A 12,405-nucleotide genomic window follows, 5' to 3' on the forward strand; every position below is an offset into this window, starting at 1 on the left:
CTACACCGACACCATGCGCTCTCCGCTCGCCTCCGTCATCGCCGGACTGCCGGCCCTGCACGCGACACCGGTCGGTGCCGCCTGGCGGCACGCCGACGGCCGGGTCGAGCGCCCGGCCCCCGGCCGGGCGGCGGTCTGGGCGCACGACGACCCGCCGGTGGTCTGCCACGCCCGGTCGGTGGCGCGGCGGCTCGGCGTCGAGACCATCGACGCGATGGACGTGCTGGAGCTGTTCGCCTTCGTTCGCCCGGCGACGTTCTGCCTGCCGACCCCGCGCGGCCTGGCCGAGGCGCTCGGCGTGCCGGTTCCGCGCGGCCTGGACGACGCCCCCGACGCCCTTCTTCGGGTCGCCGACGCGTTGCTGGCCGAGCTGCCGGAGCGCGAGGCGCTGGGGCGCCGCGACCCCTGGGCCCGCCGGATCGCCCGGATCATGCACGATGGCGGCTGGCGCTGGGGGCGGCTGGTGCTGCGGGCGCTCGGCGAGCCCGAGCCCGGCCCGCCGGCGCCGATCCGCCCGTCCGGCATGGAGGTCTGGCGCGACCTCGCCGAGTGGTCGGAGCACGCCCCGCCGCCGCCGGCCGGCCACGAGCCGGTGGCCGAGGACGAGGCCCGGCGTCGTCTTGCCGAGGCGCTCGGCAACGGCGCCGAGGCCCGGCCATCGCAGGCCGACTACGCCGCCGCGGTCGCCGCCGCGTTCCGGCCGCGCCAGCACGAGGACGAGCCGAACGTGGTGCTGGCCGAGGCCGGCACCGGCGTCGGCAAGACCCTCGGCTACCTCGCCCCGGCCTCGGTGTGGGCCGAGAAGAACGAGGGCGCGGTGTGGATCTCGACCTACACCCGCAACCTGCAGCACCAGATCGACGGCGAGCTCGACCGGCTGTACCCGGACCCGGTGGCGAAGTCCCTCAAGGTCGTGGTCCGCAAGGGCCGCGAGAACTACCTGTGCCTGCTGAACCTGGAGGAGGCGAGCCGCACCCTGCCGATGCAGCCGCAGCACGCCACCGCTCTCGGCCTGATGGCGCGCTGGGCGCGGGCGACCCGCGACGGCGACCTGCAGGGCGGCGACTTCCCGGCCTGGCTGTCCGACCTGCTGGGGCGCGGCCGCACCCTCGGCCTCGCCGACCGCCGCGGCGAGTGCGTCTATGCCGCCTGCCCGCACTATCACAAGTGCTTCATCGAGCGCTCGGTTCGCCGCGCCCGGCGGGCCCGCGTCGTGGTGGCGAACCACGCCCTGGTGATGATCCAGGCGGCGCTGGGCGGGGTCGACGACGGCAACGTGCCGACCCGCTACGTGTTCGACGAGGGCCACCACGTGTTCGACGCCGCCGACGGCGCGTTCTCGGCCAACCTGTCGGCCCAGGAGACGGTCGAGCTCAGGCGCTGGCTGCTCGGGGTCGAGGGCCGGCGGTCGGGGCGGGCGCGCGGCCTGCGCCGGCGGGTCGAGGAGCTGGTGGCCGACCGGCCGCAGGCGCTCGAGCTGGTCGACGCCATCGAGGAGGCGGCCCGCGCCCTGCCGGGCGACGGCTGGACCAACCGGATCGCCGACGAGCAGCCGAAGGGCGCGGCCGAGGCGTTCCTGGTGCTGGTGCGCCGGCAGGTCTACGCCCGGGTCGCCGACCCGAAGAGCCCGTACGGCCTGGAATGCGACGCCAAGCCGCCGGTCGAGGGGCTGATCGAGGCGGCCGAGGACCTGGACCGGGCGCTGAAGCGGCTGGTCGAGCCGATGCTGGCATTGCGCGGCGAGCTGCTGGCCAGGCTCGACGCCGAGGCCGACGAACTGGACAGCGCGAACCGGCTGCGGATCGAGGCGGTCGCCCGCTCGCTGACCCGGCGCGGCGAGGCGATGGTCGGTGGCTGGCGTTCCATGTTGCGCAGCCTGAGCGACGACACCCCGGAGGAGTACGTCGACTGGATGGCGATCGACCGGGTCGAGGGCCGCGACCTCGACGTCGGCCTGCACCGCCACTGGATCGACCCGACGATCCCGTTCGCCGCCACCGTCGGCAAGGCGGCGCACGGGCTGGTGGTGACCTCGGCGACCCTGCGCGACGGCTCCGGCGACGACGCCGCCGACTGGGCGGCGGCCGAGACCCGCAGCGGTGCCAGCCATCTGCCGGTGCCGGCGCTCCGCTCGGTCGTGGCCTCGCCCTTCGACTACCCGGCACATACCCGGGTGTTCATCGTCAACGACGTGCGCAAGGACGACCTGGACCAGGTGGCGGCCGCCTACCGGTCGCTGTTCCTGGCCGCCGGCGGCGGCGCGCTCGGCCTGTTCACCGCGATCAGCCGGCTGCGCGCCGTGCACCAGCGGATCGCCGGCGCGCTCGACGAGGCCGGCCTGCCGCTCTATGCCCAGCATGTGGACGGCATGAACCTGAGCACCCTGATCGACATCTTCCGGGCCGAGGAGGAGGCCTGCCTGCTCGGCACCGACGCGGTGCGCGACGGCGTCGACGTGCCGGGGCGCTCGCTGCGGCTGATCGTGTTCGACCGGGTGCCGTGGCCGCGCCCGGACATCCTGTATCGGGCCCGCCGCGCGGCGTTCGGCGGCAACGCCTACACCGACATGCTGACCCGGCTGCGGCTGAAGCAGGCGTTCGGGCGGCTGGTCCGCCGGGCCGACGACCAGGGGGTGTTCGTACTGCTCGATCCGATGATGCCGAGCCGGCTGCTCGGCGCCTTCCCGGACGGGGTGGAGGTCAGGCGCTGCGGCCTGGCCGAGGCGGTCGCCGAGACCGGAACGTTCCTGGCGGGAGGTGGCCGTGGCTGACGGCCGTCGCATCCGGCCGGCGCGGGTCGAGGAGGCCGACGCGCTGACCGCGCTGGCGCGCCGCTCGAAGGCGCACTGGCCCTACGACGAGGCCATGATGGCGGTGTTCAACCGGACCATCGCGATCACCCGCGACGCCATCGCCGCCCATGTCGTGCTGGTGCACGAGACCGGCGACGCGGTCGACGGCGTCGGCGTGCTGATCCCCGGAGGCGACGACGCCGAGCTCGACCATCTGTGGGTCGATCCGCCGGCGATCGGCCGGGGCGTCGGCCGGCGGCTGTTCGAGGCGTTGGCCGAGGCGGCGCGCCGGCGCGGGGCGCGGCGGATCGTGCTGAACGCCGACCCGCATGCCGAGGGCTTCTACCTGCGGCTGGGCGCGGTGCGGATCGGCGGCCACCCGGTGGCCGAGATCCCGGGGCGGGTGCTGCCGCGGCTGGCCATGACTCTCTGAACGGCTCTCAAGCCCTGAGGACGAACCGGGTCCACACCGCGACCGAGAACAGCAGCACCGCACCGGCCTGGTGCAGCGCGCCGAGCCAGACCGGCACCACCAGCAGCAGGGTGGCGATGCCGAGGCCGACCTGCACCGCGACGATCGCCGCCAGCAGCCGCAGCGGCAGCCGGGCGCCGGCCGGCGCGGTGCGGACCGCCCGGTGCACGAAGCCGAGGGTGACCAGGGCGGTGGCGACCGCCAGCCAGCGGTGGTTGAACTGCACCGCCGGCACCCATTCGAACAGGCTGGCGATGCCGAGCTCGCTCTGCCAGTAGCCGTCCGGCACGAACGACCCGTCCATCAGCGGGAAGGTGTTGTAGGCGTAGCCGGCGTCGGTGCCGGCGACGAAGGCGCCGGCCAGCACGGTCAGCGACACCAGGGCCAGCACCAGGGTGGCGCCGCGCCGCAGGCCAGGCTCGGCGCCGGCCGGGCGCGGGTCGAGCAGGTCGAGGGCGGTCCACAGCAGCACGCCCAGGATCAGGAACGCCATGGACAGGTGGGTGGTCAGCCGGTACGGGCTGACCGACGGCTCGTCGGCCAGGCCGGAGGTCACCATCCACCAGCCGATGCCGCCCTGGACGGCGCCGAGCAGGAACAGCGCGGCGAGCCGCGGCGCCATGGCGCGCTCCAGCCGCCCGGTCAGCAGGAACGCCAGGAACGGCAGCGCGAACACCACGCCGATCAGCCGGCCCCACACCCGGTGCAGGTACTCCCAGAAGAAGATCGTCTTGAAGTCGGCGAGCGTCATCCAGGCGTTGTGCAGCCGGAACTCGGGGGTCTGCCGGTACAGCCCGAACACCCGCTCCCACTCGGCCTCGCCCAGCGGCGGGATCCAGCCCATCAGCGGCCGCCACTCGACCATCGACAGGCCGCTCTCGGTGAGCCGGGTGATGCCGCCGATCACCACCATGGCGGCGACCATGCCGGCGGTGGCGAGCAGCCAGGCGGCGACCCACGGCCGCGCCCGCGCCGCCCGGTCGGTGCCGCGGCCGGTCCCGCGGGCGGGGGAGGAGACGGTTGCTGTCATGACAGCGCTAGATGGCGCACCCGGCCGCCCCGGTCAATCGAGCCGGATGTCGCGGCACTGCGGCGGATCGTCCCCCGTGGCGAGGGCGGAGCGATGGGCAGGTCCCGGCTCTGCGCTGTGCTTCCGCCGGGATGACGGCAGAGATGAGCGGTCGCTCGCCGCCTCTCTCGTCGTCATCCCGGGCGGGCGGAGCGCGACCCGGGACCCACTCGCACGCACGCTTGCATCCGTGCTTGCATCCGATGCCGGCTTTGACTAGGTTCCCGGCCTCGATCACGAGCCTGTGGAGAGGTGCCGGAGTGGTCGATCGGGACGGTCTCGAAAACCGTTGTGCGTGTAAGCGTACCGTGGGTTCGAATCCCACCCTCTCCGCCATTCCCTCCTAAGCTGTTGTCGATTCAAAATCTCTTGCCGTGACGGTGGGTTAGCGGTCACATGCCCGGTAACAAATCCGGTAACATCGACCGTCGACCCCATGGCGAAGCACCCTGGACTACACCTGAAGGGACTTACTTGGTTCCTCCATCGGCGCTGGCCGGGTGATGTCGCGCACCACTACGATACGACCTTCGTCAGTGAGAGCCTCCGGACGCGCGACTTCGATGAGGCCGTGAGGCGGTATCACCGCCGGATGGCCGAACTCGAACAGGAATGGGTCGACCTGCGATCCTGGACGCCGCAGAAGCTCGCCAACGCTCGCGAGATCATCCGTGCCGGCAAGCTGTGGGGCTGGGGGCAGGCAATCACGCTTCAGGCGGAGCACCAGGATCGAAAGGTTCCTGCCTGCGAGATCGACGCGATGCCGGTCTGGCTGATCAAGCTGGTGGCCGAGCGTGACACGTTTCTGCCCGACAGCCCGGCGACAGGCACCAAGCTGAAATCGGAGTACCCGGACTGGGAGCAGCGCGAGCACTGTCGGCTCGCGCTGCGGAACCTAGTCCGCAATGACGGTACCGAGTACGTCGAGTGGCTGCAGCGGAGGTCAGCCGAACTGGAGGCCGATGGTGTGTCGGCAACGCCCCTGCCAATGCAGTCCGATCGGTTCGACGCACTGGTGAAGGGGAATACCAAGCGCGTGTCCGCCACCACCGGTCAGCGCACGCTGTCGACCGTCCTTGATGACTGGCGTCAGGCGCGACAACCCACCGACAAGACCTACGACCTGTACAAGGCCAAGGTCAGGCGCTTCACGGAGGTCCATGGTGAGATCCCGTTGGAGCAGGTCACCAGGGCGGCTGTGTCGGCGTTCACGGACGTGCTGAAGCAAATGCCGCTGCACATGTCGAACAAGGAACGGACGAAGCCGCTACCGGAAATCGTCGAAGCAACACGGGATGCACCGGGTCCGAGAGTATCGGCTTCGGCGATCCGGCAACACGTCGAGTGCATCCGCATGCTGGTCAACTACGCCATCGACCAGGGCTGGCTGGAGAGTGACCCGTTGGCCGGATTGAAGATGAAGGGCCAACCCAAGAAGAGTGATCGGCTACCCTTCGACCAGGATCATCTCCAGCGCATCGTCGCGCACATAAGCAAGTTCGACGACCACCGCTTCTGGCTTCCGATTCTCGCCGCCTACACGGGCGCACGTCTCAATGAACTTGGCCAGCTGCTGGTGAGCGACGTGCGGCAGACAGGTGATGTTCGGTACATCTCGATCAACGTCCATGACGGCAAGCGCACGAAGAACGCCGGCTCGATCCGGGATGTCCCGCTGCATCGAGATGTCCTGGGGGCCGGGTTTATCGAGTATGTCGAGACCGTGAAGGACGGGCCGTTGTTCCCTGGTCTGCAACCGGACAAGCATGGCACCGTCACCGGCAACTACACCAAGCAGTTCGGCCGCATGCTGCGGAGCGAGATCGGCATCACCGACAAACGTCTCGTGTTCCACTCGTTCCGGCATCGGTTCAAGGATGCCTGCCTTGAGGCAGAGATTCCTGAGGGCGCCATCCAGAAGATGATGGGGCACCATGATCGCTCGACGTCCGGTTTGTACGGCGCAGGGTACGGCATCGCATCCCTGCACTCTTACATCGAACGGATCGACATGAGCCTTCAGCTGGAGCGCAGGGCCTACCGCTGAGGGGCAGCCTGCCGTCCCGCCGCTTAGGCGGGAACGGCGGCTTGATGGGCCGGTGGCTGACGGGTCATGATTCCCGGTGCCGACCAATAGGATCGGTCGGCATGCGGTCGCCCACCAGGGCGAGCAAACACATCAGTTCGACGGAGGCTAAGTTTGCTCGAGTTAATCGCACGCGTTGTTCACGTTCTGATCAGCCTGCTGTGACCAGCATCGAACTGACCCCGCTGGTGCCGGACGCCATGGAGCGGATCGAGACGATGGTCGGGCTTTACGAGTCCGGCAGCGTCAGCTTCGGCCAGCTGTGCAACGTCGCCGTTGAGGGTTTCGGCACCAAGTCGGAGGCGGCGACAGCGTTGACCTTAGCGATGATGAGCGTCCGGTCCTGGCAGACCGGCGACGCTGACCTACGGGATGCGCGCGAACGCCCTGGTCGGGCCATAACACCAGGGTTTGAGGCGGAGCTTTATCAGGCGATCTGTCGTCGTCTCGGCACCAACGGGTGACGGCGAACCCGGCGCTGGCCGTTCCTTATCCGAACCCGTCGGACTGCGCCCAGCCGCCCTCCAGGGCGGCAGGGCGCTCAGGACTCGCTGGAGACTCACTGGTGGCCAAGTCACGGGCGTCCGGTACCACGCTGGCCGACGAACCTTCTTGGCCGTCTGCGGGCTTCTGAGGTGGCTGGAGGGCTGCCGGCAGGGTTGCTGGGCCAGTGCCGCTGCCGCCCTGGTGTGCTGAGTGGGTCGACCTGATGCCGAGTACCAGGATGGTGGCGATGCCACCCTGGTGCCCGACGCCACCAAGCCAGATGTCCAGCACAAAGGCGGCGCAGGCCGACCTCCGGGCTGCGCCGTTGTCCAGAGATCGTCGTGTCCGAGCGGGTACGACACCAGGGGGCAACCGTAACTCGCCGTTCTCACCCGAACAGATCCTCCCGTGCTCTGCGCCGCTCTTCGTCGAGATCAAGGTCTGCCCGACAGAGCGCGCTCCCTGGCGGGCGCGCTCTGTCGTCTGACTTCATCTGGTTAAATCCTGGATCTACTTCCGGGCCGGATTCCGACCCTGGTCTTGAGCCGGAATCCGGCCTTAGGCGGTCGGAGGCAAGGGTCGGATTCCGGCCTTTGGCCATCGACTGGAGCATGTCGACCACTGGGGTCAGGTCGTAGCGGTCACTCGTGCGGTTGCCGTTGTCGCGCCGATGACGACGTTCGCGACGGATCAGTCCTTTATGCTCCAGATCGCGCAACGCCTCCTTAACCGTCGTCTTGCTCGCGACAGTGTCAGCGGCGATGGTGTCCTGCCCAGGAAACGGGTTTCCTGCGCCATGAAACCAGTAGCTGAGCAGGTCGATCAGGATCAGCGTCTGGATCGGACGAAGCCCGGCATGCTTCGCCAGATCGCGCAACAGGAGCGGCACCTGAACGAAGCCGTGTCTGGCGACCTCAGGGCCGAACCGCTCCCGGAAGTTGGCGTCGCTGTCGGACTCCCTCTGTGCCGCCTTGGTGCCCGGCATCTCAATGAGGTGGTCCTGTGTGCCGAGTGGGCCGGAGTCGATCCCGGCCAACTGCGACAAGTCGGGCAGCTCTCCGCCCTGAAGGCGGAGAGCCATGTCTTGACCGAGCATCAGGCGGAACCTCCATCGACCCGTTCGTAGAGGTGCAGCCAAGTCTTGCGGTAGTTGATGGCCTTGATAGCCGTAGCGCTGCATCCGAAACGCTCTGCGAATTCTCGAAGCCGGGAGAACGGCAAAGGGCCTGCGTTCGCTACAACAGCCTTCACCACTTCGAGCGCCTGTGCTTCCGACAGCTTCGCCCCAGGATGCCGTTGACCTCTCGGTGTGCGGCCATGTCGGATCGTGTCCTGGCAATTTCCAGCTTGGCTGTCCCACCGGAGGTTGCTCAACGCATCGTTCGTCGGATCGCCATCAGCGTGGCAGGCGCTCGTTCGACCGCCCGGCGGCGCGCCGACAAATGTGGATAGTACGATCCGGTACCGGTAGGTCACGACCCGCTCGGCGTTGATCTGGCGTTCGATCTGGACTCGCTTCAGTATCTTGTTGAAATTTCCAACATCCCGACCGTACCCACCTCTGTAACGCCGATCGCATGCGATAACCCGGCCCTGACTCGACACGTATAGCGGCGACAGGTCGAGCATGGAGCCGTTGTGCCATACCTTCGCCGGTCTCCAGAGTTCCTCCAGGGCCCGTCGTGCCTGCTTCTCACGGAAGAGCCGAGCCTGCCGTTCTCCTGGGGACTCGCTGCTGCGGTCAGGGGGGACGTTCTGGTTGGCGGGCCAACCCTCAGGCCGATCACCAGTATGAATCGACCGCAGCACCGCCAACCGGAACTGCCGGTGTTCCTCCGTCTCGGGTGGAACCGGACGGTCGAACCATGCGACGATATCGAAGTCCGGCGATGATGGATCGAGCATGTCGTTGGTCGAAGGGGACGTTCTTACCGTCCCCTTCGCCGTTTCTGGAGCGTCGGTCATGCCGATGCCTCCCGGTCCTGGGGCAGACGAACCGGAAACTCGGTCGCCTTGACGTGCTCCGTCAGGATCGCCCCAGCCAGACTGGCCAGGGACCGCTGTTCGAGAGCAGCTTGTAGGCGTAGCAGGAACAGCGTCTCATCGGAGACCGCTGCAGAGAAGTACTTCGGCATCGGTAAACCTCATTGCTGTTGGTGCCGGGCGATGCCGGCTATGAGGCTTAGGATCTCAAATGCTCTGAGGCTTTTCGTCCCGGGTCGCCGCAAATTTTGTGTGCGCTCGCGATGGGGCATCCGTCGACCTGCTGTGCGAGCCGTGGAATGAGAACAAAATAAGAACATAATTCTTGCGGATAACCTCCGATCTGTACGTCTTTCCAATGCGTTAAGGATAGTTCAGAGGGGCGGGACGAACAGTCGCCTCTCCGCCTTCGTAGCTACAGCCAAACCCGGTCACACGAACAGGAAGGTATCCGCCTGCGCCGCCCGGTCTCGAACCAGCAGGGCGCCGTCCGGGCCATCCATCGCGACGATGTCTGCCACCGCATCGGCGTCGCTGCGGAGTGCCGACGCCAGCCGGTCGAGCACCACCCAAGCATCCCCACCGCTGACGCGCCGCAGGGCCACCGCTTCAGCCGCCAATGCCATCAGCGCATCCTTCGTATCAACCATCATGCCCGGCTTCCTTGTCCTGGTGGATCGATGTGATGCGTTCGATCCTGGCCGAAGGGTGCGGGCAAGTCATGGCTGTAAAGGGTTGCGTCACCGGCAACATTGGTTGGGCTCAATGTTGCGAAAATTGAAAAAAATTGGTGCGGGCCTTGGGTAGGAGGAGATGTGGGACTCCCGGCGGCGAAGGTTGGGGGTATACCCCCAACCTCCGTTCGAATGGAGATCAATCTCGCAACCTATTTGGCCCCCGCAGCCAAACCTTCGATCAAATCCCGCACAGCCGAAGCGGCGTCTGCGAGTGATTCTCCTTGCTCCCTCCCGCCTTCAAAATACGGTTTTGTAGATGCAAATAATCCAAGTGACTCCGCTAATCTCTTGACGATCTCGTACATGTCGGGCAGTTCATCTTTGTGACTTTCTAAGAAAGCCAGTCCCTTCAACACGGTTCCTCTATTGTCTCCTGTGGAAGTTGGCCTGTAAGAATCTGGGATTGTTTTCAGCAATGAACTGGCCTGATCGCGAGTATTCTGCAGATAAGCCAGTTTCCTATTTGCATCGGCGAGTTGATTCTCGAGTTCAACATAATGAACTGACAAAACGACCATGATCATCACTACTGCCGACGTATATGCAACGTGAATAAATCGAGATTTCCAGCTCGGTTGGGCAATTAATAGAGACAAAACTGAAGCGAGTGATCCGACAACGGTAATAGTAAATGTGCCGGGAACCGAACTAATTATCGCTTCCATCGCTTATCCCCAGTGGTTCAAAATGTCTGCAATCGCCGGTCACCTGCACGATGATCGTTCATCCTCCTACGGCCGGCAACGGCGTGCAAAGCGCTTTTCCCATTGGTCGTCACATTGCTATTGCGCGTTGACACCTGGGTGCCGTCAGTTCACGTTGTGACGACGTGACAACTTCGCCAGCGGAGCCAACGATGGCCGTGTACGGATACGTCCGGGTCAGCACCATGGAGCAGGCCAACCAAGGCCAGAGCTTGGAGACCCAGCGAGCGAAGGTCGCCCTCCAGGCCAGGATGATGGACGCCAGTATTGACCGGGTGTTCTCAGACAGGGGCGTTTCCGGTAGCAGGCCGCTTGAGGAGCGGCCTGCCGGCAAGGCGCTCCTGGAGGCTGTAAGGGCGGGCGACAGCGTGATTGCCACCAAGCTCGACCGGATGTTTCGCTCGGCTGGTGACGCGCTCTCGACCCTCCAGGCGTTCAAGGCGAATGGCGTGAAGCTGTACCTGCTCGACCTGGGGGGAGACGACTGCACCAGCAACGGCATTAGCGGACTGGTGTTCACGATCATGAGCGCCGTCGCACAGTTCGAGCGAGAGAGGACGGCGGAGCGGATCGCCGACGTGAAAGCGTCCCAGAAGGCTAAGGGACGCTTCCTGGGCGGACAAAGGGCGCCATTTGGTTACCGAGTTGGTGCGGACGGAGGTCTCATCGAGAATCTCGACGAACAGGAGACGGCCTATCGAATGCAACAACTCCGATCTCAAGGCGTGTCTCTTCGAGGGATCGCAGCCTTGCTAGAGAAGGAGACAGGGCAAGCTATTCACCCGCAAAGTGTGAAAAGAATTTTAAACAGCTCTTACATATATAGTAAAACATCATCACGGCCTATAGAATGACATATTTTACCTTACGCAAAACGCAGAAGATCATGAGCTTTTTCTAACGATTCGCAATTCGAACATTTTACGCTCACCGGCGGGAGTAAGGCTCCAGAACAGCGCCATTCCGCCCTTAACGGTTTCGGCATATTTCGTGGTCACAAGTCCGAGTGATTTTAATTGAATTGAAATGGTTTCAAAAATCTGAGGATCAATTCTAAATGAATATCCTCCAGGATAAACGCGCTTCTTTACAGCTAACTCCAGGTCCTTTTTAACTGAATCGTGAGATGGATACTGAAGGAGCCCCGGAGATATCATATAAAAAATATCACTCCAGGTAAATTCATGAGACCAATTTCTCTCGTGTTCATTTGTGTTTCTTAGCACTCTGCCGCTTATTGTAAATTTGTCCTCAAGGTCCGCGATGTCGTCGAATGAAAATTTAATGGGAGTGGTTTTCTTTATATCATTCCGAAGTTTTTCATTTTCTTCCCTAAGTTTATTTACTTGTTCGAGAAGCTCACGGCTTCCCGCATGGCTAGCTCTAATCCAGCCGACCGCTGGATTCATTTTCATCGCCATGTGCAAGCTTAGTGAGACTAATCCGGGTAGTTCTTTGCTGTCCGACCACATCTTAACCAACCGACCTTCGCACACCTTCTTTCGAAATGCTGAAAGACGTTGTCTCGCGTCTTCGTCTTTATCTGTTTTCGCTACAACAATTTCGTCAACATTTGCATGCACAAATCCCAGAACGTCCAGTCCTATAGATTTGGCATAGTCGTACTCCTTTTCTGTGTAGCTAATTCCATCCGCCCCGGTGGATCCATATCTTCCGCCAATAATTAATACATAATAGTCGCAGTCATCGATGATCTTTTTGATAAATTCGAACTGTTCTTCATTTGACGCAGGAAACATCTCCATTCCGGCGGGTATGCAGTCCATAGACATCAACGTGTGAATGACCTCACGTCGTTCATCTCGCAGGTCTGCAAAAGTTGAGCTCACAAAGACTTGGTACCGTTTGTCCACTTCTAATCACCTCCGTACATGAACACGCTATGGTTACGGATTCGATGGGCCGGATGCAAGGCGCAAGCAAGAAGTGGAAATATCAGACGCAGTGCTCGGGCATGGGGCTGCACCAAGGCCATTCCAGCCTTCGGTGGACAGGATCGACGCGACGTTCGGCTACACAAAGGACAACTGCCGTCTCGTCTGTTGGGCCGTCAACT

At 64.2% G+C, this 12,405-nt stretch carries 12 protein-coding genes and 1 tRNA gene; 6 read left to right on the forward strand and 7 right to left on the reverse strand.

The window, feature by feature from the left end:
* Nucleotides 1–13: 13 nt before the first annotated feature.
* Together IE246_RS02410 and IE246_RS02415 are read left to right on the forward strand one after the other, a co-directional pair.
* Nucleotides 14–2,770, forward strand: a complete 2,757-nt coding sequence (locus tag IE246_RS02410) for an ATP-dependent DNA helicase (protein WP_189987308.1) — start codon at nucleotides 14–16, stop codon at nucleotides 2,768–2,770.
* Nucleotides 2,763–3,224: a GNAT family N-acetyltransferase gene (locus IE246_RS02415; protein ID WP_189987309.1), complete on the forward strand. Its 462-nt coding sequence runs from the start codon at nucleotides 2,763–2,765 to the stop codon at nucleotides 3,222–3,224. The genes IE246_RS02410 and IE246_RS02415 overlap by 8 nt, the downstream gene beginning before the upstream one ends.
* A gap of 7 nt (nucleotides 3,225–3,231) precedes the next feature.
* Here IE246_RS02415 and IE246_RS02420 read toward each other — a convergent pair whose 3' ends face one another.
* On the reverse strand, nucleotides 3,232–4,293 hold the full coding sequence (locus IE246_RS02420) for a COX15/CtaA family protein (protein WP_189987310.1): 1,062 nt from the start codon (nucleotides 4,291–4,293) through the stop codon (nucleotides 3,232–3,234).
* A gap of 285 nt (nucleotides 4,294–4,578) precedes the next feature.
* Between IE246_RS02420 and IE246_RS02425 the strand changes: the two genes are divergently transcribed.
* The 3 genes from IE246_RS02425 to IE246_RS02435 all read left to right on the forward strand — a co-directional run bounded on the left by IE246_RS02425 (nucleotide 4,579) and on the right by IE246_RS02435 (nucleotide 6,882).
* Nucleotides 4,579–4,668, forward strand: a tRNA-Ser gene (locus IE246_RS02425).
* A 100-nt stretch (nucleotides 4,669–4,768) separates the two neighbouring features.
* A complete protein-coding gene (locus IE246_RS02430) occupies nucleotides 4,769–6,379 on the forward strand; it encodes a site-specific integrase (RefSeq protein ID WP_308434473.1) in 1,611 nt (536 codons plus the stop codon).
* 200 nt (nucleotides 6,380–6,579) lie between these two features.
* Nucleotides 6,580–6,882 (forward strand): hypothetical protein, encoded by a 303-nt coding sequence (locus IE246_RS02435; RefSeq protein ID WP_189987312.1) that lies wholly within the window; start codon nucleotides 6,580–6,582, stop codon nucleotides 6,880–6,882.
* A 410-nt stretch (nucleotides 6,883–7,292) separates the two neighbouring features.
* Here IE246_RS02435 and IE246_RS02440 read toward each other — a convergent pair whose 3' ends face one another.
* The 5 genes from IE246_RS02440 to IE246_RS02460 form a co-directional block, all read right to left on the reverse strand.
* Nucleotides 7,293–8,000, reverse strand: a complete 708-nt coding sequence (locus IE246_RS02440; protein WP_189987313.1) for a helix-turn-helix domain-containing protein — start codon at nucleotides 7,998–8,000, stop codon at nucleotides 7,293–7,295.
* On the reverse strand, nucleotides 8,000–8,869 hold the full coding sequence (locus IE246_RS02445) for a hypothetical protein (protein WP_189987314.1): 870 nt from the start codon (nucleotides 8,867–8,869) through the stop codon (nucleotides 8,000–8,002). The genes IE246_RS02440 and IE246_RS02445 overlap by 1 nt, the downstream gene beginning before the upstream one ends.
* Nucleotides 8,866–9,039 carry a hypothetical protein gene (locus IE246_RS02450; RefSeq protein ID WP_189987315.1) on the reverse strand — a complete coding sequence of 58 codons (174 nt, stop codon included), beginning with the start codon at nucleotides 9,037–9,039 and terminating at the stop codon, nucleotides 8,866–8,868. Before IE246_RS02450 ends, IE246_RS02445 begins: the two co-directional genes overlap by 4 nt.
* A 279-nt stretch (nucleotides 9,040–9,318) precedes the next feature.
* Complete coding sequence (locus tag IE246_RS02455) at nucleotides 9,319–9,540, reverse strand: hypothetical protein (RefSeq protein ID WP_189987316.1); 222 nt, start codon at nucleotides 9,538–9,540, stop codon at nucleotides 9,319–9,321.
* Between the two features lie 233 nt (nucleotides 9,541–9,773).
* On the reverse strand, nucleotides 9,774–10,289 hold the full coding sequence (locus tag IE246_RS02460; protein WP_189987317.1) for a hypothetical protein: 516 nt from the start codon (nucleotides 10,287–10,289) through the stop codon (nucleotides 9,774–9,776).
* A gap of 191 nt (nucleotides 10,290–10,480) precedes the next feature.
* Here IE246_RS02460 and IE246_RS02465 point away from each other — a divergent pair, with 191 nt between their 5' ends.
* Complete coding sequence (locus IE246_RS02465; RefSeq protein ID WP_189987318.1) at nucleotides 10,481–11,182, forward strand: recombinase family protein; 702 nt, start codon at nucleotides 10,481–10,483, stop codon at nucleotides 11,180–11,182.
* A gap of 30 nt (nucleotides 11,183–11,212) precedes the next feature.
* On the opposite strand, the gene IE246_RS02470 is transcribed toward IE246_RS02465, so the two are convergent.
* The gene (locus IE246_RS02470; RefSeq protein ID WP_189987319.1) at nucleotides 11,213–12,202 is read right to left on the reverse strand and encodes a DUF4062 domain-containing protein; all 990 of its coding nucleotides are present in this window, start codon (nucleotides 12,200–12,202) and stop codon (nucleotides 11,213–11,215) included.
* Nucleotides 12,203–12,405 lie beyond the last annotated feature (203 nt).

This window comes from Thalassobaculum fulvum, assembly GCF_014652915.1.
Taxonomy (GTDB): domain Bacteria; phylum Pseudomonadota; class Alphaproteobacteria; order Thalassobaculales; family Thalassobaculaceae; genus Thalassobaculum_A; species Thalassobaculum_A fulvum.